Source organism: Mesorhizobium sp. M0159 (assembly GCF_040322295.1).
Lineage (GTDB): Bacteria > Pseudomonadota > Alphaproteobacteria > Rhizobiales > Rhizobiaceae > Mesorhizobium.
In genome coordinates, this window is the sequence record NZ_JAMYTF010000005.1 from 124089 (window position 1) to 148996 (window position 24908).

Sequence of the window (24908 nt, forward strand, 5' to 3'; positions counted from 1 at the left end):
AGTCTGGATCAGCGAAACGACGCGCAGACCTCCCGCACGCAGGCTCGCAGCCAGCGTTGTGCCGGATCGGCATCGAGTCGCGGATGCCACAGCATCGAAATGGTGACCTCCTCGATATCGACCGGCAACGGGAAGCTGTACATGCCCGTGCGCGCGCCCAGCGTGTGCCGTTCGGGGACGCTGGCGATCAGATCGGAGGCGCGCGCCATGGCGAGCGTGGCCGAGAAGCTGGAAACCATGCACACGATCGTCCGTTCGAGTCCCAGCCGCTTCAAGGCCTCGTCGATCGGGCCCCTTTCGCGGCCGCGCCGCGAAACGCTAATGTGGCGGCCGGCCGCATAGCGTTCCGGCGTCATTGGGCCCTCGCCCAGCCTGTGACCCGTTCGCACCGCACCGATGAAGCGGTCGCGAAACAGCGCCTGAATGCGCATTTCAGGGCTCGTTTCACTGGCAACCCCGATTTCGAGATCAACCGCCGCGTCACGCAACGACATGTCGTTCTTGTCGGATTTCGGCGCAAAACGCAGCCGCACACCAGGCGCATCCGCTTCGACACGGGTCAGAAGACGCGGTGCGAACTCCTCGACGAAACTTTCGTTGGCGCGCAGCGTGAAGACCTTGTCGAGAGCAGAGAGGTCGAGGAGCTTGGCCGGGCGCAGCAGCGCTTCCGCATCCTGAACGACGCGGCCTACCTGTTGCTGCAATTCGAGCGCGCGCGGCGTCGCAACCAGGCCACGGCCGGCCCGGACCAACAATGGGTCGCCTGTCGCCTGGCGCAACCGCGCCAACGTCCGGCTCATCGCCGAGGGACTGAGGCGCAGCCGCGCGGCAGCACGCGCCACACTGCCCTCGGTCAGCAGCACATTGAGGGCGACAAGCAGATTGAGATCTGGCGACGACATGGAAGGACCGTAGCACAGCTCGGCCGCGATGTGGCGTTTCATGCACGAATAAGATGCAAATACTGCGCCTTCCGCCACATCATGCGAGGGAATAGCGTCCGACAGCTCCGATTGGGGGCTGCCGGCAAAGGAGTTCACCTTGGCATCGACCGCTGAAAAGACCTGGGACGAAGTTGCCCCGGTGAGCGCACGCTCGACCCGATGGGCATTGGCAAGCCTGTCGCTTTCAACGCTGCTGTCGTCGCTCGCCACCAGCATCGCCAGCGTCGGGCTGCCATCGCTGATGCAGGCGTTCGACGCATCGTTCCAGCTCGTGCAATGGGTCGTCCTGGCCTATCTGCTCGCCATCACCACCTTGATCGTAAGCGCCGGGCGGCTCGCCGATATATTCGGCCGCCGCCCGCTATTGCTCGGCGGCATTGCCCTGTTCACCTTCGCATCGGTGCTTTGCGGGCTCGCGCCGACGCTCTGGCTGCTGATCGCCGCACGGGCGGCACAGGGGCTCGGCGCGGCCATTATGATGGCTCTGACGCTGGCCTTTGTCGCCGACGCGGTTCCCCGGGATAAAACCGGCAGCGTCATGGGCCTGCTCGGCGCCATGTCGGCGATCGGCACCACGCTTGGCCCCTCGCTTGGCGGACTGTTGATTGCCGGCCTCGGCTGGCGCGCGATCTTCCTCATCAATCTGCCGTTGGGGGTGCTGGCCTTTGCGCTTGCCTGGCGCTTCCTGTCGGCCGGAAAAAAGACGCCAGGTCGGCGCGGTTTCGACGGGATCGGCACGGCTTTGCTCGCGCTGACGCTAGCCGCCTATGCGCTCGCCATGACCCTTGGGCGTGGCAGTTTTGGTTCTCTCAATGTCGGCTTGCTGATTGCCGCAACCGTGGCTGGCCTGCTGTTTGTCATTGCGCAGACAAGGGTCCAGAACCCTTTGATCCAACCTGCGAGGTTCCGCGACCAGGCGTTGAACGCAAGCCTCGCCATGAACCTGATCGTCGCCACGGTGATGATGGCGACGCTGGTGGTCGCACCATTCTATCTGTCGCGCGCGCTCGGGCTGGACGCAGCCATGGTCGGGCTGGTTCTGTCGACCGGCCCTCTGGTTACCGCATTGGCGGCGCTGCCGGCCGGACGCCTGGTCGATCGTTTCGGGGCGAACCGGATCATGATCGTCGGCCTGTTCGATCTCGCTATTGGCACCTTTGCTCTGTCGCGGGCGGAATTCGGTATTGCCGGCTATGTCGTGCCGATCATCATCGTCTGCACCGGCTACAGCCTGTTTCAGACCTCCAACAATTCGGCCGTGATGACGGGCGTCGCATCCGACCAGCGCGGCGTCGTCTCCGGCCTGCTCAATCTGTCGCGCAATCTCGGCCTGATCACCGGTGCGTCCGTGATGGGCGCAGTGTTTGCCTTCGCATCGGCTGGGGAAGGCACTGGCTTGGCAGTGTTGGCACCTGCGGCAGCGGCACGAGGGATGCAGGTCACCTTCCAGGTGGCGACGGGCCTGGTGCTGATGGCGCTGATCCTTGCGGTATTTTCAGCCCGCGCCACTGCCGGGCGAACTGATATCGTTGCCAAGCATCCTTGAGGATTCCACCCGGTTCGCATGCAACTCCGGCAGCCGGCGCACCTATCTCGCATATCTCTTGGCACCGACGACGCAAAGCACGACGGCGGCGGTGACGGCGATCATGGCGGGACTGACCTGCTCATGCAGCAGCGCTGCCGCCAGCCCCAGGCCGAAGAAGGGCTGCAGCAGTTGCAACTGCCCGACCGCGGCGATGCCGCCTTGCGCCAGGCCGCGATACCAGAACACGAAACCGATCAGCATGCTGAACAGCGAGACATAGGCCAGACCAATCCATGCGCCCCTGCCGGCACTTTCGAGCGACGGCGGCATGGTGATGAACGTCAGCGCCAGCATGAGGGGCAGCGACAGCACCAGCGCCCACGAAATCACCTGCCAACCGCCGAGTTTGCGCGACAGCGCCGCTCCTTCGGCATAGCCCAATCCGCACACGATGATGGCGGCCAGCATCAAGATGTCGCCGAGCGGCGAGACCGACAGGCCTTGCGTGACTGCGAAACCGGCGACAAGGGCGCTGCCGAGGCACGAGAACAGCCAGAACGCCGGCTTCGGGCGATCGCCGCCTCGAACCACACCGAAGATCGCGGTCGCCAACGGCAACAGGCCGACGAAAATGATGGAGTGAGCCGACGTGATGTGCTTGAGCGCCAGCGCCGTCAGCAGGGGAAAACCGACCACGACGCCAAGCGCCACGATCGCCAGCGGGAACAGATCTCGCCGCTCCGGGCGCTTCTGACGAAAAACGAGCAGCAGCGCCAGGCCGAGGATGCCCGCCGAAGCCGCACGGGCGACCGTTACGAACACCGGATCGAAATCCATCACCGCCACGCGCGTCGCCGGAAGCGAACCGCTGAAGATCAGCACGCCTATGAACCCGTTGACCCAGCCACTCGCCGCCCAACCACTCGCCGCCCAACTACTCGCCGCCCAACTACTCGCCGCCTTGTCCATCGATGCCCCGCTGATTTCGCCCTCTATCGGGCCGGGCGTCTGGCTCCGCCAGAGACAATCAGGTACAGTTTGACAAAACCGTCATGGTAGGGCGAGCAGTACGGATGGATGAGCAGACGACAACTGATGAAGGCAGCCGGACGCTTGTCGAAAGCGTCATGGTGACGATCAGGCACAGGATCGCCGCGCGCAGCCTGACGCCGGGAACGCGGCTGCCTTCGATCCGGGCGTTTGCGAAGGCCATGCAGGTTTCCAAATCCACCGTGGTCGAAGCCTATGAGCGTCTTGCGGCGGAAGGCATGATCCGCTCGCGGCCGGGCTCGGGTTTCTATGCCGCCGGACCGTTGGCTCCGTTGTCGCTGGCCGAGATCGGCCCCAGGCTTGACCGTGCCGTCGACCCGCTCTGGGTCTCGCGCCAATCGCTGGAAGCCGGCGACGGCGTCCTGAAACCGGGTTGCGGCTGGCTGCCGGCAACATGGATGCCCGAGGCTGGATTGCGCCGGGCACTGCGGACGACGGCCCGCGCCGACGACGCCGCGCTGACCGACTACGGCACGCCGCTCGGCTTGCCGGCGCTACGCCATCTGCTGGCGCGGCGCATGGCCGAGCACGGCATCGAAGCCTCCCCGGACCAGATCATGCTGACGGAATCGGGCACTCAGGCGATCGACCTGCTGTGCCGGTTCCTGCTCGAACCGGGTGACACGGTGTTGGTCGACGATCCCTGCTATTTCAACTTCCATGCCCTGTTGCGCGCCCATCGGGCCAAGGTGATCAGCGTCCCCTACACGCGCTCGGGGCCGGACATCGAACTGTTCGCGCAGGCGCTGAACGAGCACCGGCCGCGCCTCTACATCACCAATTCGGCGCTCCATAATCCGACCGGCGCGATATTGTCCCCGGTCGTTGCCCATCGGGTGCTGAAGCTCGCCGACCAGTCGGGGCTGACGATCATCGAGGACGATATCTTCGCCGATTTCGAACACACGTCCGCGCCCAGGCTGGCGGCCTTCGACGGCCTCAGCAGGGTCATCCATATCGGAAGCTTTTCCAAGACGCTGTCGGCATCGGTGCGCTGCGGCTTCATCGCCGCTCCTCGCGACTGGATGGAAGGATTGACCGATCTCAAGATCGCCACGTCCTTTGGCAGCGGGCGACTTGCATCCGAACTGGTGCTGACGCTGCTGAAGGACGGCCTCTATCGCAAGCACGTCGATCTGCTGCGCGCGCGGCTCTCGCGCGCCATGGAAGAAACCGGCACCCGGCTCAGGGCAATCAGCATCGTGCCGTGGATAGATCAGCCGGCCGGCATGTTTTTATGGTGCAGGCTGCCGGAGGGAATAGATGCCGCGGACGTCGCCCGTCACGCTTTGTCGGCCAACGTCGTGCTTGCGCCCGGCAATGCGTTCAGCCTGTCCCGGTCGGCCAGCCGTTTCATGCGCTTCAACGTCGCGCAGTCCGGAGATGACCGGATTTTCAGGGCGCTTGAACAGGCGATGTCGCGTTGATTCGCGCTGCCGGAACCCTGCTGGCCTGAGGCTGTGCTCTCAGGCCCCTGCCCGCTTGCGGCGTGCATAAAGCATGACGAGCGTCTCGGCGGTCAGCGCCGGCCTCTGCTCGCCTTCGATCTCGACCGTATTGGCGGCCTTCATTAGATATTGCCCCGGACCTTTGTCTTCCATCGACAACAGCGTGGTGCGCAGCCTGATACGCGAGCCGACCCTGACCGGCGCCACGAAGCGCACTTTGTCGAAACCGTAGTTGAACGCGGCCTGCGTGTTTTCGGGTACGATCCCCATCTCGAGCGCCAGCGCGCCGATGATCGACAGGGTCAGATAGCCATGCGCGATCGTGGTGCGGAACGGGCTTTGCCGCTTCGCCCGCTCGGGATCGACATGGATCCATTGATGATCGCCCGTGCATTCGGCAAACTGGTCGATGCGGTGCTGATCGACCAGCGTCCAGTCCGAAACGCCCAACTCCTGCCCGGCCATCGCCCTGAGTTGCTCGAAGGTCGGCGGCGTCCTCGGCCGTATCTGCGTCATTCCTGCTTTCCCGATCGCTTGCCTGTTCCGGACCACGACGGGCCGCCCCTGTCAATTCGCCAATGCGATTCCAGCGCATAATCTTCGGCCCGCGAACCGCCAGTCTTCGCCGCCGGCAAGTGTGCTGCCGGGGAACAGCTACCTCTTGTCGTGGCCGGCGCGGATCTCCTCCATCGCCTCCTTGATGCGGCTGCGCAGGATTTCGATCGATTCGGTGCCGGACGCCCTCGCCAGTTCGGCCATCTCGCCGGCATTCTTCAGCGCGGTCTCGAAGGATTTCCTGGCGAACGCCGCCTGCTTCTGCATCATTTCCTGCGGATTGCCGGGCGCTCTGTAGCTTTGTGCCATGTCGGTGATTTCGCGCAGCGTGTCCTGCAGCATCTCGCGTTGCCTTGACAACAGCGCCGAGGCTCCAGCGGCGCTCGCCCGTGCCGACTTCTCCAGCGCTTCCAGGTTCTTGGCGTGGTGGGCGAGGATCGCCTCGACGTCGACATTCGGCAGCTTCAGGTCGCGGCCGAACTTGCCGAACATGTCGATGAAGGACTCGGACTCCGGTCGTTTTGCCATGCTGGTTCTCTCCCCTTGTTGCCGTGAACGCCGCCACTGCACGGAAGATAGTGCAGCGAAGCTCAGCGGTCCATTCGGACGAGTCAGCCGACAAGAAACAGCCGTTCGGCAGTGTAGAGCACGAGCCCGGCAAGGCCACCGATGATCATGCCGTTGAAGCGGATATATTGCAGGTCCTTGCCGATGTTCATTTCGATAAGCCTTGTCAGTTGCGCGAGGTCCCAGCGCTTGACCTGGTCGGCGATGAACTTCGACACGCCGCTCTTCTGGCTTTCGACGAAGGACGCCAGCGCCACGATGAACCCCTGGTTCATGTCGGCCCTGATCTGCGCGTCGTCGGCAAGATGGCGGCCGACCTCGACGAACATGGTGGCGAGATGGTCGCGGATCATCGAATTCGGCGCCTTGGCGTCCTGTTCGATGAACAGCCGCAGGCTGTCCCACATATCGCCGGCCAGCGCGCTGAGCTCTGGCCGGGCAAGGAAATCGCGCTTCAGCTTTTCAGCGCGCCTGGCATATTGTTTGGATGTCCTCAACCGCTCGACGAAGGTTTCGACGAAAAGGTCGAATTCGGCTCGCATCGGATGGTGCGGATCGGCCCGCACCTCATCGAGCAGCGAGCCGGCCGACGCAATGATCTTCTTCAACAGATAGGCGTCGGCGCGAAACAGGTTGAACAGCGACGGCAGTTCCTCGCGGATCTTCTCGCGCATCGTCGCCAGCGCCTGCTCGTCGCTCAGGAAGCGGCCGACCACCTTGGTGAACTCGTCGAATAATTTCTGGTGGCGGCGATCGTCAGTCAGCGCCGACAGCAGCTCGGCGGCGAGCGGCGCCAGCGGCACCTTTTCGATCTGCTCCAGCATACGGCTGGTGACGAAGCCGCGCAGTCCGGATTGCTCGACCGCCGCCAGCGTCTGCGGCACCAGCCGGCCGACGAAGCGCGACAAATCGGCGGCGCGGTTCGGGTCGGCCAGCCAGTCCGCGACCAGCGCGGAAAAGTCGACCTCGGCGAGCTTTTCGCGCACCGGTTCCGGCGCCAGGAAATTCACCTCGATGAAGCGGCCGAGATTGTCGGCGATGCGATTCTGGTTTTCCGGGATGATGGCCGTATGCGGGATCGGCAGGCCAAGCGGCCGCCGAAACAGCGCCACCACCGCATACCAGTCCGCCAGGCCGCCGATCGTCGCCGCCTCGGCGAAAGCGGCGACGAAGCCCAACCACGCATGCCGGCTCTCGAGCGATTTCGCCACCGCAAAGACCAGCACGCAAAACGCAAGCGCTGCGGCGGCAACGAACTTGGTGCGCCTGAGCGCCGAAAGCTTGGCGTCGGCATCGGCGTCGAACCGGACGGACGCGACGGATGCAAATGCCGGGGCTGGTCGTGACATGATGGGCCGCTCCTGATCGTGTATGCGAACTTATCTAGTGTCGCCTGCCCCAGAAAGCGCGCCGCTGGTTCCGGTGCGCGCAATCGTGCACGCAAACTTGACGCCGGAATTCATCTATTATGCAGCGCCAGTCTGGAATTGTTCCAAACTATAGGCCATATTGACGCCAACCACTGTTATGTGAGGACACAATGCGGCTTACCCGTCAGACCAACTACGCCATGCGCATTCTGATGTATTGCGCCGCCAACACCGAGCGGTTGAGCCGCATCCCCGAGATCGCCGCCGCCTATTCGGTATCGGAACTTTTCCTGTTCAAGATCCTGCAGCCGCTGGTCGAAAACGGCCTGATCGAAACGGTGCGCGGCAGGAATGGCGGCGTCAGGCTCGGCCGCGCGGCCGAATCAATCAGCCTGTTCGATGTCGTGCGGGTAACGGAGGAAAGCTTTGCCATGGCCGAGTGCTTCGAGAACGACGCCGCCGAATGTCCGCTGGTCGATAGCTGCGCGCTGAATTCGGCATTGCGCGAAGCGCTCAACGCCTTCTTCGCCGTGCTGTCGCGCTACACGATCGCCGATCTGGTGGCGGCGCGCCCGAATGTGCGGCACCTGCTCGGCATCGACATGCTGGTGCAAAGGGCGCCGGCCGCCTGATTTCTGGTCGCATCTCAGTTGGTGAGGTCTGTTGAGATTCAGGTCAGGCCAAGCCGAAAATGGTGGGTTCCGAGAACCGGAACGGAGCGTACGTTTGGGTACGTGAGTACCGGAAGCGCAGGAAATCGCCATTTGCGGGCCGGCATCACCTGGATATCAACAGACCGACTGCGGCAATACGAACGGCATGTTTGCGGCCGGCAACACACCGACCTTCAGCCGGCAATCGAAGACCTTTTCGATCAGCTCGTCGCTGAGCACCTGTTGCGGCGAACCTGTAGCGGCGAGCCTGCCGCGATGCATGACGAAAATCCGGTCGGCATACATCGCCGTCAAATTGAGGTCGTGCAGGATAGCGACCACGCCGCCGCCGCGTCTGGCGAAATCGCACGCGATGTCCATGATGATCAGCTGGTGTTTGATGTCGAGGCTGGACACCGGCTCATCGAGGAACAAATAGCGCGGCTTGCCGTCGAGCACCGGCTCCCACACCTGGCACAGAACGCGGGCAAGCTGCACGCGCTGCTGCTCGCCGCCGGACAGCTCCTGGTAGAAGCGGCCGGCAAAACCGTCGAGGTCGACGCGAGCCAGCGCCCGTTCGGGCAGGCGCTGGTCCTCGCCGGACAGCGCGCCGGAGCGCCCGCCGACCAGGCCCAGCCTGACGATCTCGCGCACGGTGAACGGAAACGACAGCGTCGTCGCCTGCGGCAGCACCGCGCGCACCGTCGCCGCCTCGACCGGCTTCATCGCCGATAGATTGCGGCCGTTGACGGTGACCTCTCCCGAATAGCCAAGATCGCCGGACAGTGCTCGGAGGAAGGTCGTCTTGCCCGAACCGTTGGGGCCGACGATGGCCGCGATTTCGCCGGGCCGCGCCTCGAAATCGACATTGGCGACAATGCCCTTGCCGCCGATCGCCACCGAGACATCCCGCGCTTCGATCATAGGCAAACTTTCACAGGTCGATGACGCCGCGCTTGCGCAGCAGGATCCACAGGAAGAACGGTGCGCCGGCGACCGCGGTGACGATGCCGATCGGCAATTCGGCTGGGGCGACGATGGTGCGGGCGACGGCGTCGGCCAACAGCAGCAGCGCCGCACCAAGCAGCGCCGATGCCGGCAGCAAATAACGGTTATCGGGGCCGATCAGCAGACGCAGCAGATGCGGCACGACGATGCCGACGAAACCGATGCCGCCGCTGACGGCGACCGATGCGCCGACCGCTGCCGAGACGCCGACAATCGCGGTGTATTTCAGCCGCTGCACCGGAATGCCGAGATGGCCGGCCGTGGCCTCGCCGAGCGCCAGCGCGTTGAGGCCGCGCGCCAGGAACGGCATTGCCGCCAGCGCCAGCACGATGACCGGCCCGACCGAGCCGATCTTCTGCCAGGTTGCGCCGCCCAGCGAGCCGAGCTGCCAAAAGGTCAGGTCGCGCAATTGCCGGTCGTCGGCCATGAAGATCAGGATGCCGGTCAGCGCCATGGCAAGCGCCGCCAGCGCGATGCCGGCGAGCAGCATGGTGGCGACCGAGGTCCGGCCTTGCCGTGTCGCGACCTTATAGAGCAGCAATGTCGTCGCCAGCCCGCCGCAGAACGCAGCCAGCGGCAAAGCCATCGTGCCGAGCGCCGAAGTCAGCGGCGCCAGCATGGTCGAGCCAAGCACGATGACGGCGACCGCACCGAGGCTCGATCCGGCCGAAACGCCGATCAGGCCGGGGTCGGCCAGCGGATTGCGGAACAGCCCCTGCATGACGGCACCGGAGACGGCAAGCGATGCGCCGATCAGCACGCCCATAATGATGCGCGGCAGACGGATGTCATGGATGATCAGGTGGTCGCGGGCGCTCAACGCCGCGTCGCCGGGCAACGCGCCGAACAGCCAGTCATGCATGACGCCGATGGCCGAGGCATCGGATGCGCCGGAGGTCAGCGACAACAGCACGGCGATAGCCAGCCCGACGCAGAGCAGCACGACGACGAGGCGGGCGCGCCGCGAACGGTCACCCTCGGCTGCCGTCGCCATGATGCCCGCCGCACCGGCGATCGAATGATCGGCCATCGCGCTCAATCCGTGACCTGGCCGCCATAGAGCGAGACGGCGAGGTCGTGGATGGCGTCGGCCGTGCGCGGGCCGAAGCCGAGCAGATAGCCGCCGTCCATGCGGATCAGCTTGCGGGCGGCACCCGCCGGCGTCGAAGCCACGGCAGGGTTCGAAAACAATTCGTCATCCGCGGTGGCCGGTCCGGCATTGTTCATCATCAGGATCACGTCGGGCCTGGCGGTGATGACTGCCTCGTCCGACAATTGCTTGTAGCCGGCAATGCCGTCGACGGCGTTGATGCCGCCCGAAAGCTTGATGATGCCGTCGGCGGCGGTGTCGCTGCCGGCGGCAAGCAGCTTGCCGCCCTGCATCGACAGCACGAACAGGATGCGCTTGCGATCCTTGATCGAGGCGGTCTGCTTTTCGGCTGCCTTCAGCCTGGCATCGATCTGGACCGCCAGCGCATCGGCCTTGGCCTCGGTGCCGAGCGCCTTGCCGACGATGTGGATCTTTTCGAGAATGCCTTGATTATCATAGCGCTCGGTCACCTCGATGAACGGGATGCTTGATTTCTTCAAGACGTCGACGGCTTCCTTCGGTCCGCTGCCGTGCAGGGCCAATATGCCCGACGGATTGACCGACAGCACACCCTCCGGCGACAGCTGGCGCATGTAGCCGACATCAGGCAGTTCCGCCGCCGCTTGCGGATAGCGGCTGGTCGAATCGCGCGCGACAAGACGATCCTGTTCACCGAGCGCGTAGACGATCTCGGTGATCGAGCCGCCAATAGCCACGATCCTCGAGCGATCGGCGAAAGTCGCGATGCCCTCGGCGGCTTGAGCCGTCATCAGCGCGGCGAAGGCCAGGAAAACAGCGGCCACAGGACCAAGCGCCGACCTGGAGACCGATGCCAGCCTGGAGAAAAGAACCATCGTCGTTTTCCTCAAGCTGCGGTCGGGCTTGGGATACGCGGCAGGTTTTCGGCCAGAAAGCGCCAGTCTTCGCGCTCGCTTTCGCCTTCATGCCGCTTACCGAAGAACTGGATGATCATCTTGCCGTCGGCGCCATAGACTTCGAGCGACGTGACATAGCCGTCCTTGGTCGGCTTGCGCACGGCCCAGACCTCATCGATGTGGTCGGTCCGCAGGTGCAGATGGAAGGTCTCGTCGAGCACGTTGAGCCATGGTCCCATCGGCTTGATCGAGGCGACGGGGCCGGAATGGATCTGGATGCAGCCGCGATTGCCGACAAAGCACATGATCGGCATGGCGCCAGCAGCGGCGTGGTTGAGCATGGCGTTCACCGCATCCTTGTCGACCAGCCAGGCGTAGTCCTGGCCGACCATGCGCACCGCCTGTCGGCGGCTGATCTTCAGTGTCTTCAGCATGCCGAAGAACTGATGCACGTCGGTCAGATGGCTCCAGCGGTCGCGCAGATCGTCGATGCTCGCCGGGTTGTCCGCAGTCTCGGTCTCGTCGGCCGTGCCCGCTGAAATCGCCACCGTCGGCTCCTGGTTCGGCGATTCCAGCCCGGCCACCAGTTTCTGATAGGCGTAAAGGTTGGAGGCTGGCCTGAGATGCACCTTGTGTACCGCCTCGCCTGCGGTATCGAAGAACTGCAGGCTGCGGCGGATGTCGGCGCCATCGCGCTTTTCCACGGCAAAGCCGTGCGCCCAGACTTTTGGGAAAATGCGCAGGTCGATATTCTCACCGAGCACCATGGCATTGTGATTGCCGGTGACGACCTTGTCGTAGACGCCGATCTTCTCGTGCACCGCGCTTTCGTTGCGGGTCAGCGCCATCACCTCACCGACAGCTTCGAGGCCAGTCAAAAGGTCGTTGACACGCGGCTCGACGCGCACGACGCCGTCGCCGCAATGCGCGGCGACCAGTTCGGCCTCCGAAATACCGAGCTGGGCGGCGAGGTCGCGCTCGCGCATTTTCGGATTGTCTGCCCGTGCCCGCCGGATCTCGTGTGGGGCGGGTTTTACGCGCTGGTCCATTTCTACCACCTACTTGTTGAGGATGAGCTTGCCCTGCCGGGTGATCTTCAGCCGGTACAGCGCACCATGATGCTCGATGCCGATCTCGTGCTCGCCCTGGAACAGCGTGTTGCTGGACAGCGTTCTCACGGCCGATTGGATCCGGTCGAAACGGACGGAATTTTCGTCGGAACGGCGGACGCGATAGCGAAAGTCGCTGGGATTGTGCGTGTTCATTGGTTCGATCCCTTTTCCTGTGCCGGGCATCTGGCTCGGCGCCTGCGTGAAATGCCGATTCAATTCTTGACTCGAATAATCATGTTATCTAGCAGTGCAATACCGGAGTAAATGAGTCAACATTTAAGACGCCGGCCGCGATGAAAAATGCCAGCGAGCCCCAAGCCAGCCAGCATCGAACATGGATTCTTGGAGTTGCAGCATGGGGTTGGCGAATTGGGGACGGCTGGCGGGCAGCGGCCTGACACATTGTTCTATGACAAGCAAAATGGCCGCGTTGCTGGCCGGCGCGGCGGCGATCCCGCTGCTCGCAACACCGGCCGGCGCCCAGCAGGCCGCCCAACCGGCAGCCGACCAGCAGCAGACTGACCCGTCTCAACAGCCCGAAAAGGTAAAGCCGGCCCCGGCGGGTACCACACTGCTCGACAAGATCCTGATCCTCAGCCGTACCGGCGAGACGGCGATCGAGTCGCTTGCTTCAGCCAGCCATGTCGACGAGGAACAGCTCGAGCGCCGCATGGCGACGACGCCCAACGAAATGCTGTTCGGTGTGCCGGGTGTCGCCGTCCAGGCCGACGCAAGGCGTGTCAGTTCCAGCATCAACATCCGCGGCCTGCAGGATTTCGGCCGCGTCTCCGTCATCGTCGACGGTGCCCGCCAGAATTTCCAGCGCTCGGATCACGGTACGCAATCGACCTTCTACATCGATCCCGAATTGATCAAATCCGTCGATGTGATCCGCGGCCCGGTCGCCAACACCTATGGCTCCGGGGCGATCGGCGGCGTCGTATTTTTCGACACCAAGGATGCGCAGGATTTCCTCAAGCCGGACGAGACCTGGGCGGTATCCGCAACTGGGCGCTACGAAACCAACGGCAAAGGCTGGACCACCAGCGCCACCGGCGCCTATCGGATCAACGAGAACTGGGACGTGCTCGGCAATATCGTCTACCGCGACTATGACGACTACAAGCATGGCGGCGGCGACACTGTAGCGGGCACCGGCTTCGACGTCTTGAGCGGCCTCCTCAAGACGACCATCCGCCCCAGCGAAAACAGCGAGCTGAAGCTGGGCTGGATCGGCTCGAACGACGGATGGACCGAGACCAGCGGCAGCGCGCCGGTGAACGACGCCGACCTGAAGGCGAATACCTTCACGGCCCGCTACAACATCACCGACGAAGACAAGAGCTGGCTCGACCTCCACATCAACGCGTCCTACAACAAGACCAAGCTCGATCTGACGACCCTTGTGGCGCAAAACCGGTTTGATCCGGTCACCGGTCTGCCCGTGGTTTTGCCGGCGGGTTCGAAATCGACGTTCGACATCGGCACCTCCGGCATCGACATTTGGAACACGTCGAGATTCGAGACCGTTGGAATCGCGCATGAGCTGACCTATGGCGGCGACTGGGTTGGCGACGATGTCGAGACAGGCGGCACGGCGGGCGGCGACAGCTTCTATACGCCCTCGGGCAACAGGAACGTCTCCGGCGCTTACGTTCAGGACAAGCTCACCTGGGACTGGCTCGAGGTCATCGCCGGGCTGCGTTACGACAGCTATAAGCTCGACAGTGATGTCGGCGAAACCTCTGGCGACCGGCTGTCGCCACGCATCACAGTGGGCATTTCGCCCTTCGAAACCGCCAGCCTTTCCGGCCTGCAATTCTACGGCACCTATGCGGAAGGCTACCGTTCTCCGTCGCTGTCGGAGACCCTGATCAGCGGCAATCATCCGGCCGGCGTCAGCTTCCCGTTCCTCCCCAATCCCGATCTCAAGCCTGAAACCGGCAAGACCGTGGAATTCGGCGTCAATTACAGTACCAACGGCGTCATTGAGGCCGACGACGCGCTGCGGCTGAAGGCGGCCTATTTCAACAACAATGTCGACGATTACATCGACGGCGTGACGCTCTCGCCGTTCGACCCGACCAGCGGCTGCCCGTTCGGTCCGGGCATACCGATCTGCTTCCAGTATCAGAATTTTGCCAAGGCCAGGATCCACGGCTTCGAGATGGAGGGCGTCTATGATGCCGCCTGGGGCTTTGCCGGGCTTTCGGCGTCGTTCACCGATGGCCACACGATTTCCTATGAAGGCGAACGGGCAGACCTTGTCACCGTCCCCTCCTCCCAGATCACCGGGCAACTCGGCTTTCGCTTCCTCGAGGACAGGCTGACCATCGGCGGCGAGGTGCAGTACAACGGCAAGCCGCAGGGCAACCCGGTGGCCAAGGACTATACACTGGTCAATGCCTTCGCCAGCTACCAGGCGACCGACAATTTCAAGGTCGATTTCCGCGCCGACAATCTGTTCGACGTCAAATACGCCAACCCGCTGAACGCATCGACGACGAGCGTCGTCTACGAGCCCGGCGTCACCCTGAAGCTGGCGGCGACGATGAGGTTTGGAGGCTGACGACAATGACAGGCATGACGGCATCCCTTCGTCTGTTCGCCGCGGTGCTGGCAATATTGCTTGCGGCGGCTCCGGCATGGACACAGCAGCAAGCACCGGCGCTGATCCTCGAGCTCAATGGCGCGCAGCCTTCCGACAAGGGCTGCCGCCTTACCTTCGTGGTCACCAACAATCTCGGCGCCGGTCTTTCCAAGGCGGCGTTCGAGATCGCGCTGTTCAACGGGGCCGGCGTTGTCGACCGGCTGACGGTACTCGATTTCAAGGAGCTGCCGGCAGGCAAGACCAAGGTGACGCGTTTCGATCTTGCCGGCACGGATTGCGGCAAGGTCAGCCGCGTGTTGATCAACAGCGCCACGGAATGCGCCGGCGCCGAGCCGAATGCCTGCATGCGCGGGCTGAAGACGCAGACCAGGACCGGCATCGCCTTCGGGGTCTGAATTTTGGGACCGGAACCCGCATTCGCACGAAACCCCGTCGCGTGGCCATTGGCCGGTTTCCTGCCGCCGGAACCGGACGATCCGGATTTCGCCATCCCGCGCGGGGCGCTGCGTGTTTCGCCGCGCGACAGGCCGGAAGACAGTTACATCGCCGATGCCGACGGCGACTTGACTGCGGTACCTATGGAGCCATTGCGGCAGGCACGACAGACGCGGCGGCGCCGCAACTGGACGGTGGCGATCGCCTGCTCTTGCGCATTCCACGTGGCGGTGGCGCTGGCCTTCCTCACGCTGCCGGACGACCGGCCAAGCATCGAAGGTGCCGACCAGCAAGGCGAAATGCTGCTCGGCGCCGACCCGCAGCAGGCGGCCAGCGATGTCGGAGACGATCCGGAAGTGGCCAACGTGACGATGGTGACCATGCTCGACGCCAAGCCGGTCGAAACGGTCGAGGCGCAGGCGGCCGCGGCAGAGGAGACGCTCCAGCCGGTCACCGATGCGGCGGAGACATCGGACAAAGAAGTGGTTGAGCCGGTCAACGAGGCCGCCATGGAAACCGCTGCCGTTGCCGACTGGACTGAGCCTGCGCAACCTGTCCAGCCGGCGCGCCAGGACCCATCGCCCGACGTTCTTGCGACCGACAGGCTGGTGCCTGCCGACGACAATGCCGTGCCGCCGCCAGTCAGCGCGGCCGAAACGGCCGAGCCTGCCGAGACAAGCGCACCGGCACCAGCCGACCCGGCGCCGGCCGAAACGGTTGAGACGGCCGAGACCGTCGTCGCGGCGGAAGAACCGAGGCCGAACAAGCCTGAGCCCAGGCAGCCGAAGAAGGCAACCGCAAAGAGCAAGCCGGCCAGGAAGGTCGAACCAAACGAGCCTGAAAAGCCGGCCCTGCGCAAGAAGGCGGGCAAGGCTGCGGCCAAAGCCGACACCAAGAAGAAAAAAGCCGGCTCCGGCGGCCGTGACGAAACGGATGTCGCGCGCGGCATGGCCGACGCCAGGAAGGACGGCAAGATCCTGACCGCCAGCAGGGGCGGCAAATCAGGCATCGGCAATGCAGCCGTCACGAACTATCCCGGCAAGATCAGGTCAAAACTGGTGCGGGCCTTCAATTCGACACGCACGCGCGCCACCGGCACAGCTACGGTTGCCTTTACCGTCGGCTCGAACGGCAGCGTCCGGTCGGCCAGGCTGACGGGCAGTTCGGGTGTTGCCGCGCTGGACAAGGCCGCACTCGACGCAGTCCGCCGGGCTTCTCCCTTTCCCCCTATTCCAGACGGAGCCGGTCGCTCGGCCTGGCAGTTCGAAGTGCCGCTCGGTATCAGATAGCTATCGCTCTCATCAGGCATCAAAGTCGGCGCCGCCCCGGGGAGAAGGGGCGTGGACGCAACGCTGGCGACCCCTCTCCCCGTTCTTCACAGCGAGAGGGTAAGGGTGAGGGACAGCGCAACCCCAAGCGATTTGCCCTGCCCGCGACACGCGAGCCCTGGCGAAACCCTCAGGCCGCGGCCAGCAGGCTGGCATTGCCGCCCGCCGCCGTGGTGTCGACGCAGACTGCGCGCTCGTGGGCGTAGGCGGCCGGATAATAGACTTCGCTGATCAGCGGCACGATCGGGCCGGCGCGCTCGGCGATGACCTTGCGCACGATGCGCGCGGCCTCGGGCGTGCCGGAAAAGGCCACGACATCGACCCGCAGCGAGCGCGCTTCGACCGGGTCCGGCCGGCCGTCGATCGCCGCCAGCGGCAGGCCCTTGCCGGTCAATGATGAAAGTGCCGCCGGCGCGCCGGGTGCGACGGCGAGCACGGCATTGCCGGCGGCCAGCGCCTGGATCGTCTGCGCAAGCAGCGTATCCGCGTCGGGACCCAGACACAGCACGCGCCCGCGCGGCGACAGCGACAGCGTGTTGGCCTCGCCGGTCGGCCCGGGCAGGTCGACCTGGCCGAAATCGATGCCGGCGGCAGTGCCGATAGCCGCGGCACCCTTGCCGCGCAGATGTTTCCTCAGGATGGCGACGCGATCCGGCCGCGTCGACCAGCCGCCAAAGGCCGGGTCCGGCAGATTGTCGGCGAGCTCGGTCGCCGTCACCTTGCGGCCTTCGGCAAGATGGGTGCCGGCTTCCGGCCCCTTGCGGAAGCGCCGGAGATAATGTGGCCCGCCGGCCTTCGGCCCGGTGCCGGAAAGGCCCTCGCCGCCGAACGGCTGCGCGCCGACGACGGCGCCGATCTGGTTGCGGTTGACGTAGATGTTGCCGGCATGGATGCCATCGACGAAATGCTGGGCGCGGCCTTCGATGCGGGTGTGCAGGCCAAAGGTCAGGCCATAGCCTTTGCGGTTGATCGCAGCGATCACCGCATCGATCTCGTCGGCATCGAAGGTGGCGACATGCAGGACCGGCCCGAACACCTCGCGCTCCAACTCCTCGATGCCCTTGACCCGAAAGACGTGCGGCGCAACGAAGCGGCCGTCCTTCGGCGCTTCGAGCTTGGCGATCAGCCGGCCCTGCAGGCCCATTTTGGTGCAATAGTCACGGATCGACGCTTGCGCCTCGTCATCGATGACCGGGCCGACATCGGTCGATATCCGCCACGGGTCGCCGAGGCTGAGCGCTTCCATCGCGCCTTTCAGCATCTCAAGCATCTTCTTCTCGACGTCCTTCTGCACGTAGAGAATGCGCAATGCCGAGCAGCGCTGGCCGGCGCTCTGGAAGGCGGAGGCGAGGATGTCGCGCACCGCCTGTTCGGGAAGTGCTGTGGAATCGACGATCATGGCGTTCAGGCCGCCGGTCTCGGCAATCAGCATGGCGTCGGGCACGGCGGTCTCGGCGAGCTGCTTTTCGATCAGCTTGGCGACCTCGGTCGAGCCGGTGAAGCAGACGCCGGCAATGCGCGGATCGGCGGTCAGCGGGCCGCCGACCGAGGGGCCGTCGCCGGGCAGAAGCTGGATGACGTCTTCCGGCACGCCGGCCTCGCGCAGCAGCTGGACGGCGCGGAAGGCGATCAGCGGCGTCTGTTCGGCCGGCTTGGCAATCACCGAATTGCCGGTGACGAGCGCCGCCGCAATCTGGCCGGTGAAGATGGCCAGCGGAAAGTTCCACGGCGAGATGCAGGCGATGGCGCCGCGCGCCTCGGTGCCCGCCTCGGCATTGGCGGCCTCGGCCGCATAGTAGCGCAGGAAATCGACCGCCTCGCGCACCTCGGCAACGCCGTCGGCGAGCGACTTGCCGGCTTCGCGGGCGGCGAGCGCAAAGAACTCGACGGCGTTCGCCTCGTAGAGATCGGCCGCCCGGTTGAGGATGGCAGCGCGCTCGGCGACCGGGCGTCTTGCCCATGCCGGTTGTGCCTCCACCGCTATGCGTACCGCGGTCTCGACCTGCTTGGCGCCGGCCTCGCTCACCGTGCCGACCACTTCGGAAGGTTTTGCCGGATTGACCACCGGACGCTGCTTGCCATAGCCGGCAGCGCGGCTGACCGGCTTGGCGTGCCAGCGGTCCGGCCCGGCGAACTCGGCCCTGGCCTTGTCGATCGCCGCCAGCGTCGGCGTGTCGGTGATATCGAAGCCCTTGGAATTGCGCCGGCCGGGGCCAAAGATCGCCGACGGCGGCACGATCGCCGGATTGGCGGCCGGGCCTTGTTTCTCCACCGTTTCGAGCGGGTCGCGGGCAATGTCCTCGGGCTCGACTTCCTCGTCGGTGAGCTGGTGGACGAAAGAGGAATTGGCGCCGTTTTCGAGCAGCCGGCGGACCAGATAGGCGAGCAGGTCGGAATGCGCGCCGACCGGCGCATAGATGCGGCAGCGCGTGCCTTCGGCCCGCCGCACCGTCTCATGCAGCGCCTCGCCCATGCCATGCAGCCGCTGGAACTCGAATGTATCGCGCTCCGTCGTCATCGACAGAATCGCGGCGACGGTGTGGGCGTTGTGGGTGGCGAATTGCGGATAGATGCGGTCGGTCATCGACAAAAGCTTCTTCGCGCAGGCCAGGTAGGAGACGTCGGTGTTGGCTTTGCGGGTAAAAACCGGATAGCCGTCGAGCCCGAGCGTCTGAGCCCGCTTGATCTCGGTGTCCCAATAGGCGCCCTTGACCAGCCGCACCATGATGGTGCGATCGTATTTCTTCGCCAGCGCATAGAGCCAGTCGACGGTGAAGGCCGCGCGCGGACCGTAGGCCTGGACGACGACGCCAAAGCCGTTCCAGCCGGCAAGCTCCGGCTCGGCCAGTACCCGTTCGATGACGTCGAGCGACAGGTCGAGCCGGTCGGCCTCCTCGGCGTCGATGTTGAGGCCCATGCGCGAATGGCGCGCCGCCAGCGCCAGCGACCAAAGCCGCTCGGCCATGACGGGCAGCATCTTTTCCTTCTGCGTCACTTCATAGCGCGGATGCAGCGCCGACAGTTTTACCGAAATGCCGTGGTTCTGGCGGATGTCGGGGCCGTTGGCGCCGGCATCGAGCGAAGAGATCGCATCGGCATATGCCTTGAGGTAGCGCAGCGCATCGGCCTCGGTGCGGGCCGCCTCGCCCAGCATGTCGAAAGAATAGAGATAGCCCTTCTGCGTCATCGGCCGGCCGCGCTTGACCGCCTCGGCGATCGTGCGGCCAAGCACGAACTGCTCGCCCATCTCGCGCATGGCCGCCGCGACCGCCTTGCGGATGACCGGCTCGCCGAGCCGGCGCACCATGGCGCGCAGCGTGCCTTCGATGCCGCCCTCGCCTTCGTCGAGCACGCGGCCGGTCAGCATCAGCGCCCAGGTCGATGCATTGATGAAGATCGAGCTCGAGCCGCCCGAATGCGCCGACCAGTCGTGCGGCGCGATCTTGTCGGCGATGAGGTCGTCCATCGTCTCGGTGTCGGGCACGCGCAGCAGCGCCTCGGCCAGGCACATCAGCGCCACGCCCTCCTTGGTCGAGAGGCCATAGGCGGACAGGAAGACCTCCATCAGCCGCGGATCGGACGAGCCGCGCACCGCCCGCACTAGATCGGCGGCACGGGCCGAAATCGCCTTGCGGTCTTGCGCGGACAGCCCGGCCGCCTCGGCCAGCCGCTTCACCGCCTGGTCTTCGTCGGGCAAATAATTAGCACGGATCTGCTGGCGGATGGTGTCGAGCGCTGGCATGGCGGTCCTGTAGAGCGAGCATAAGGGAGCGGGCCGGCGGTCACCGGACCGAACGGCGCAAGCTAACATAAGTAGGGATTGCAGTCGGTCCAAAGAAGTCGACAGAACAGATCGATCGATCTATCATTAGGACTGATCACCTCCAATTCGACCAGGAATCCAGTGACAGAAGACCAATTGGACCGGATCGACAGGAACATCCTGTCGGCTCTGGGCAGCAATGGCCGGCTTTCCATGTCGGACCTGGCGGCTAAAGTCGGCCTGTCGAAGACGCCGGTGCAGGCACGAGTCAAACGGCTGGAGAAGGACGGCTTCATCAGGGGCTACCAGGCGATCATCGACCGTGAGCGCATGGGCGAAGGCCATGTCGCCTTCGTCCAGGTGAAACTGTCCGACACCCGCTCGGCCGCGCTCGACGCCTTCAACCGCGCCGTGCAGGCGGTGCCGGAGATCGAGCAGTGCCACATGATGGCATCGAGCTTCGACTATCTGCTGAAGGTCCGCACCACCGACATCGCCGCCTACCGCCGCGTGCTTGGCGAGCGCATCTCCGCCCTGCCGCACGTAGCCCAGACCTCGACGTTTGTCGCGATGGAGACGGTGAAGGATCGGTGAGTATCTCTGCATACAGACCGATATCAGCGGCCGATCCAACGCTGGCGACTAGCCTATCCCCACCATCCCTTCGTCATCCCAGGGCGGAGCAAGGAGCGAAGCGACGCGGCGCAGACCCTGGGATGACGAAGTGGAGAGATGTCTCAGCTAATCTCGAGGCTTTGTGATTGCCACCTTTTTAATTTGCTTCAAGTCGGGAAAGTCGAAATCTATCTTCACGTCCCGGCAAACCCAACGTCACTCCGCCAGTGTCTTCAAAAACGCCACCAGCGCCGCGCGCTCGTGGTCCGAAAGCTGCAGCGGGTGGACCTCTGACACACCCTCGACACTTGCCGGCGCCTTGGAATAATGCGCCACCACCTCGTCGAGCGAGGAAAACTGCCCGGCATGCATGTAGGGCGGACGGGTGGCGGCACCGCGCAGCGACGGCGTCTTGTAGGCGCGGACGAGTTCCGGCCCGGTCTTGACCATGAAGCGCAACTCGCGGCAGGCGCTGGCATCGCCGTCGCGAAAGGCGCCGAAACAGTTGAACGGATCGGCCTCGACCTGCGCCACCGCCTCGACGCGGCCGCGATCCGGCGGCAGGCCCGCGACCGGCGGCACGCCGGTATTGTGGAAGCTGCCGTCGGTAAAACGCGGGCCGTTGTGGCAGGTCACGCAATTGGCCTTGCCGATGAACAATTTCAGGCCGAGGATTTCCTCCGACGAAAAGGCGGCGTCGCCTTTCGGCTCGGCGCCCGCAGCCAGGTCGAGGGCAAAGCGGTCGAAGCGTGTCTGCGGCGGCGCGATCGAGCGCTCGAAGGCGGCGATCGCCTTGCCGATATTGGCAAAGACGCGGTTGACCTCCTCGGCTTGGCTGGCGGGCATGGCGTTCCAGGCCGCCTTCTCGGCATCGGTGCCGAACGGGCCGGCATTGGCCGGCACGCCCGAAAGGTCAGGCAGCGGCCCGAAGATGCGCTCGTAGCGCTCGCCGAAGCGGGCCTTGATGTAATGTGCGAAGGCGGCGCGGTTGCCGGCCTGCTCCAGCGGATTTTCGAGCGGTGTCAGCGCTTGCGCCCACAGGCTGTCGCGCCGCCCGTCCCAGAAGAACCAGGGATCATGCGCGACGCCGGCCAACGGCATGGTACGACGGTTGGTGCGGCCGACGCCGACCGCTTGCGGCAGGTCGTCCTGGAACTGCCGGTCGATCTTGTGGCAGGTCGAGCACGATACCGTGCCGTCGCCGCTCATCCCGGTGTCGAAAAACAGCGTCGAGCCGAGTGCCGCGGCGGCCGGCACATCGGCGAAGCGATTGGTGGTATCGGGCTTCAGCGGCGGCAGCTTGGACAGGGCCAGTGAGGCGATGGTCTGCTTTTCGGCATCGGAAAACTCCGGTCTGCCGCAGCCGGCAAGCACGGCCACCACCACCAACGCGAGAAGACTGGGAAACCGGCTCATCTATGGCTCACAGCACCACATTGAAGACGACAGTGTCCGAACCGGCCGCAGCGGAAATGGCAAAATGCAATTGCCACCACCCGCTCATCGTGAATTTGACCCCGTCGATGCGATAGCGCCCCGCGCCGAGGTAATCGGTCGCCTGCGGGCTGGTCGGCAGACCGTGCTTGTGCTGCGGCATGCCGCCGGAAATCGTTATCGCAGCACCTTCCACCGGCGCACCCTCGACGGTTTTGAGCGTGAGCAGCCAGGATTCCAGTTCGCCCTGCCGGATGACGCCTTTCTCGGGCTCGAAAGTCGCCGCGAACAGCTTGTTCGCCGTCGTCTTGGAACGGCCGACATCCGAGCTTGGTTGCGGCGCACGCGGCGCCGTCAGATAGACGATTGCCAGCACGCCGGCGAGCAAGGCAGCCAGGCCGAGGCCTCCAAGAAGATAACGCCATAACGATGCCAAACCCATTCCTGTTCTGCGGATAACGTTTCGCTGGGCAGATCGCGTCCCACGCCCCTGTGGGAAATCGCGCCCAGTGCAAGAATCCGCCGTCGCCAAGCATGGCGCTGCCGGCTGCAAAAAGCTACAGCACCGCAATTGCAGGGATGGAGGAGTGCTTCATGGCAGGAAACGGCATCGCCTCGATCGGCGAGTGCATGCTAGAGCTTTCGGGCCAGGCCGGGCCGAACTGGCGCATGGGCTTTGCCGGCGACACGTTCAACACTTTGTGGGCGCTGCATGCCTTGAGCGGCGAGCGGCGGGCGACCTATGTGTCGGCCTTCGGCGACGACCCGTTCTCACGCGACCAGATCAAGTTCCTGGCCGAGAGCGGCATCGGCATCGGCGCCAGCCCGGTGATAGCGGGCGCCCGCCCCGGCCTCTATGCGATCACGCTGACCGGCGCCGAACGTTCTTTCACCTATTGGCGGGCCGATGCGGCCGCAAGGCAGTTGGCTTCGGACCCAGCCGCTTTGCAGAAAAGCCTTGAAAACCAGGCGCTTGTCTATTTTTCCGGAATCACTTTGGCAATCCTCGACGACGACGCACGCACGGTGCTGCTGACGGCCGTGGCCAAGGCGCGCGCGGCCGGCTCGCTGATTGCCTTCGACCCCAATTACCGGCCGCGGCTATGGCGCCAAAGCGAGGAAGCGCAGGCCGCGATCCTCGAGGCGCTCGCCGTCGCCGACATCGCGCTCCCGACCTTTCCCGACGAGCAGATGCTGTTTGGTGATACGACACCGCAGAAAACAGCTGAACGGCTGCGAAAGCTGGCCGGCGAAGTCGTGGTCAAGAACGGTGAGGAACCGGCGCTGATCGCGCAAAACGGAACCTTGCAATCGGTTCCGGCGGTGCATGTCGCCGCGCCGGTCGACACCACCGGCGCCGGGGACTCCTTCAACGGCGCCTACCTCGCCGCCCGACTTGCCGGCCATGCCCCGGCAGAGGCGGTGCTGCGGGCCCATCGCGTTGCCGCCGCCGTCGTGCAGGTGCGCGGCGCCCTGGCGCCGTTCGAGACGCTGAGGGCAGCGTTCGAGGCAACTGCTATCTGACCTTGATGACGACCTTGCCCTTGGCGCGTCCTGTTTCGACATAGGCCAGGGCGTCATTGGTCGCTTCGAATGGAAAGACCCGATCCACAACCGGGCGGATCGCGCCGGCTTCGATGAGAGCGGTGATTTTGCTCAGCTGATCGCCCTGCGCCCACATGAAAAGGAACGAAAACTGCACGCCGCGGCGCTTGGCTTTGGCCCGAATTCCGCGACTCAGGAAGCGCAGCGCCAGCCTCAGCATCAAGTTCAGCCCCTTTTCCCTGGCAAATTCGGCATCCGGTGGACCGGAGATGGAGATGAGCTTGCCACCCGGTTTCAGCACGCTCAGGGATTTTTCCAGTGTCTTGGCGTCCTGGCTGTTCAAGACGACATCGTAGCCCGACAGAACTTTCTCGAAGTCGTCTTTCCTGTAGTCGACGACGACATCGGCGCCGAGACTTTTGACCAGATCGGCACTCGCCGCGCTCGCGGTTGTCGCAACGGTCGCGCCGAGGTGCTTGGCCAACTGAATAGCAAATGTCCCGACGCCGCCGGAACCAGCCTGAATGAAGACCTTCTGTCCCTTCTTCAGGTTTGCCCGTTCGATGAGCGTCTGCCAGGCGGTGAGACCGACCAGGGGAATCGACGCCGCCTCTTCCATACTGAGATTCTCGGGCTTCAAGGCTACGTCGGCCTCATTCACGGCAATGAATTCGGCGAATGTCCCAATCCGGCCGTCGCGCGGCCGCGCATAGACATCGTCGCCGGCCTTGAACTTGCGGACTTTCGATCCCACGCGAACAACCTTCCCAGCCACGTCGTGGCCCAGGATGAAGGGCCGGCGATAAGGCAGGATGAGCTTGAATTCCCCGGTTCTGATCTTGGAATCGAGCAGGTTCACCCCTGCGGCATGGACCTCGACCAAGACATCGCTGTCCTGGAGCTCCGGCTCCGGCATTTCGGCCAGCCGCAGAATGCCCTTCTTGTTATACTTATCGACAACGAATGCCTTCATGGCA

Annotated in this window: 22 protein-coding genes; 8 read left to right on the forward strand and 14 right to left on the reverse strand. The window is 64.5% G+C overall.

Annotated features, from left to right (window positions below; translation table 11 throughout):
* Positions 1 to 8 precede the first annotated feature (8 nt).
* Complete coding sequence (locus NKJ32_RS07315; RefSeq protein ID WP_352454663.1) at positions 9 to 902, reverse strand: LysR family transcriptional regulator; 894 nt, start codon at positions 900 to 902, stop codon at positions 9 to 11.
* A gap of 139 nt (positions 903 to 1041) precedes the next feature.
* On the opposite strand from NKJ32_RS07315, the gene NKJ32_RS07320 reads away from it, so the two are divergent.
* A complete protein-coding gene (locus NKJ32_RS07320) occupies positions 1042 to 2490 on the forward strand; it encodes an MFS transporter (protein ID WP_023676425.1) in 1449 nt (482 codons plus the stop codon).
* Positions 2491 to 2532: 42 nt separating this feature from the next.
* On the opposite strand, the gene NKJ32_RS07325 is transcribed toward NKJ32_RS07320, so the two are convergent.
* The gene (locus tag NKJ32_RS07325) at positions 2533 to 3441 is read right to left on the reverse strand and encodes a DMT family transporter (protein WP_023676426.1); all 909 of its coding nucleotides are present in this window, start codon (positions 3439 to 3441) and stop codon (positions 2533 to 2535) included.
* 104 nt (positions 3442 to 3545) lie between these two features.
* On the opposite strand from NKJ32_RS07325, the gene NKJ32_RS07330 reads away from it, so the two are divergent.
* Complete coding sequence (locus tag NKJ32_RS07330) at positions 3546 to 4949, forward strand: aminotransferase-like domain-containing protein (RefSeq protein ID WP_352517638.1); 1404 nt, start codon at positions 3546 to 3548, stop codon at positions 4947 to 4949.
* A gap of 39 nt (positions 4950 to 4988) precedes the next feature.
* Here the strand turns inward: NKJ32_RS07330 and NKJ32_RS07335 are convergent, their stop codons facing one another.
* From NKJ32_RS07335 to NKJ32_RS07345, 3 genes are all read right to left on the reverse strand, one after another.
* The gene (locus NKJ32_RS07335) at positions 4989 to 5486 is read right to left on the reverse strand and encodes a MaoC family dehydratase (RefSeq protein ID WP_023676428.1); all 498 of its coding nucleotides are present in this window, start codon (positions 5484 to 5486) and stop codon (positions 4989 to 4991) included.
* Positions 5487 to 5624: 138 nt separating this feature from the next.
* Positions 5625 to 6053: a phasin family protein gene (locus tag NKJ32_RS07340; protein WP_023676429.1), complete on the reverse strand. Its 429-nt coding sequence runs from the start codon at positions 6051 to 6053 to the stop codon at positions 5625 to 5627.
* A gap of 83 nt (positions 6054 to 6136) precedes the next feature.
* Positions 6137 to 7441 (reverse strand): DUF445 domain-containing protein, encoded by a 1305-nt coding sequence (locus NKJ32_RS07345; RefSeq protein ID WP_352454554.1) that lies wholly within the window; start codon positions 7439 to 7441, stop codon positions 6137 to 6139.
* Between the two features lie 191 nt (positions 7442 to 7632).
* On the opposite strand from NKJ32_RS07345, the gene rirA reads away from it, so the two are divergent.
* Positions 7633 to 8094, forward strand: a complete 462-nt coding sequence (gene rirA, locus NKJ32_RS07350; protein ID WP_023676431.1) for an iron-responsive transcriptional regulator RirA — start codon at positions 7633 to 7635, stop codon at positions 8092 to 8094.
* Positions 8095 to 8250: 156 nt separating this feature from the next.
* Here the strand turns inward: rirA and NKJ32_RS07355 are convergent, their stop codons facing one another.
* From NKJ32_RS07355 to hemP, 5 genes are read right to left on the reverse strand one after another with little or no spacing between them, the layout of a single operon-like run.
* Positions 8251 to 9039: a heme ABC transporter ATP-binding protein gene (locus NKJ32_RS07355; RefSeq protein ID WP_352635555.1), complete on the reverse strand. Its 789-nt coding sequence runs from the start codon at positions 9037 to 9039 to the stop codon at positions 8251 to 8253.
* A gap of 10 nt (positions 9040 to 9049) precedes the next feature.
* The gene (locus NKJ32_RS07360; RefSeq protein WP_352635557.1) at positions 9050 to 10153 is read right to left on the reverse strand and encodes a FecCD family ABC transporter permease; all 1104 of its coding nucleotides are present in this window, start codon (positions 10151 to 10153) and stop codon (positions 9050 to 9052) included.
* 5 nt (positions 10154 to 10158) lie between these two features.
* Positions 10159 to 11067, reverse strand: a complete 909-nt coding sequence (locus NKJ32_RS07365; RefSeq protein WP_352587793.1) for a heme/hemin ABC transporter substrate-binding protein — start codon at positions 11065 to 11067, stop codon at positions 10159 to 10161.
* 11 nt (positions 11068 to 11078) lie between these two features.
* Positions 11079 to 12137 carry a hemin-degrading factor gene (locus NKJ32_RS07370; RefSeq protein WP_352754841.1) on the reverse strand — a complete coding sequence of 353 codons (1059 nt, stop codon included), beginning with the start codon at positions 12135 to 12137 and terminating at the stop codon, positions 11079 to 11081.
* 9 nt (positions 12138 to 12146) lie between these two features.
* A complete protein-coding gene (gene hemP / locus NKJ32_RS07375) occupies positions 12147 to 12353 on the reverse strand; it encodes a hemin uptake protein HemP (protein WP_352587787.1) in 207 nt (68 codons plus the stop codon).
* Positions 12354 to 12555: 202 nt separating this feature from the next.
* Here hemP and NKJ32_RS07380 point away from each other — a divergent pair, with 202 nt between their 5' ends.
* The 3 genes from NKJ32_RS07380 to NKJ32_RS07390 are packed head-to-tail and all read left to right on the forward strand — an operon-like array spanning position 12556 to position 16535.
* Complete coding sequence (locus NKJ32_RS07380; protein ID WP_502894570.1) at positions 12556 to 14769, forward strand: TonB-dependent hemoglobin/transferrin/lactoferrin family receptor; 2214 nt, start codon at positions 12556 to 12558, stop codon at positions 14767 to 14769.
* Between the two features lie 5 nt (positions 14770 to 14774).
* Complete coding sequence (locus NKJ32_RS07385) at positions 14775 to 15206, forward strand: hypothetical protein (protein ID WP_352568901.1); 432 nt, start codon at positions 14775 to 14777, stop codon at positions 15204 to 15206.
* Between the two features lie 48 nt (positions 15207 to 15254).
* Positions 15255 to 16535: an energy transducer TonB family protein gene (locus tag NKJ32_RS07390; RefSeq protein WP_352827202.1), complete on the forward strand. Its 1281-nt coding sequence runs from the start codon at positions 15255 to 15257 to the stop codon at positions 16533 to 16535.
* 169 nt (positions 16536 to 16704) lie between these two features.
* Here NKJ32_RS07390 and putA read toward each other — a convergent pair whose 3' ends face one another.
* Positions 16705 to 20316 carry a bifunctional proline dehydrogenase/L-glutamate gamma-semialdehyde dehydrogenase PutA gene (putA, locus tag NKJ32_RS07395; protein ID WP_352754845.1) on the reverse strand — a complete coding sequence of 1204 codons (3612 nt, stop codon included), beginning with the start codon at positions 20314 to 20316 and terminating at the stop codon, positions 16705 to 16707.
* A 162-nt stretch (positions 20317 to 20478) separates the two neighbouring features.
* Between putA and NKJ32_RS07400 the strand changes: the two genes are divergently transcribed.
* Positions 20479 to 20931 carry an Lrp/AsnC family transcriptional regulator gene (locus tag NKJ32_RS07400; RefSeq protein WP_352568904.1) on the forward strand — a complete coding sequence of 151 codons (453 nt, stop codon included), beginning with the start codon at positions 20479 to 20481 and terminating at the stop codon, positions 20929 to 20931.
* A gap of 237 nt (positions 20932 to 21168) precedes the next feature.
* Here NKJ32_RS07400 and NKJ32_RS07405 read toward each other — a convergent pair whose 3' ends face one another.
* Together NKJ32_RS07405 and NKJ32_RS07410 are read right to left on the reverse strand one after the other, a co-directional pair.
* Positions 21169 to 22368 carry a cytochrome-c peroxidase gene (locus tag NKJ32_RS07405; protein WP_352644741.1) on the reverse strand — a complete coding sequence of 400 codons (1200 nt, stop codon included), beginning with the start codon at positions 22366 to 22368 and terminating at the stop codon, positions 21169 to 21171.
* A gap of 7 nt (positions 22369 to 22375) precedes the next feature.
* Complete coding sequence (locus tag NKJ32_RS07410) at positions 22376 to 22822, reverse strand: FixH family protein (protein WP_352568996.1); 447 nt, start codon at positions 22820 to 22822, stop codon at positions 22376 to 22378.
* A 158-nt stretch (positions 22823 to 22980) separates the two neighbouring features.
* Here NKJ32_RS07410 and NKJ32_RS07415 point away from each other — a divergent pair, with 158 nt between their 5' ends.
* The gene (locus tag NKJ32_RS07415; RefSeq protein ID WP_352568906.1) at positions 22981 to 23910 is read left to right on the forward strand and encodes a sugar kinase; all 930 of its coding nucleotides are present in this window, start codon (positions 22981 to 22983) and stop codon (positions 23908 to 23910) included.
* On the opposite strand, the gene NKJ32_RS07420 is transcribed toward NKJ32_RS07415, so the two are convergent.
* Positions 23903 to 24904, reverse strand: a complete 1002-nt coding sequence (locus tag NKJ32_RS07420) for an NADP-dependent oxidoreductase (protein WP_352754848.1) — start codon at positions 24902 to 24904, stop codon at positions 23903 to 23905. The two genes, NKJ32_RS07415 and NKJ32_RS07420, sit on opposite strands and share 8 nt — an antisense overlap.
* Positions 24905 to 24908 lie beyond the last annotated feature (4 nt).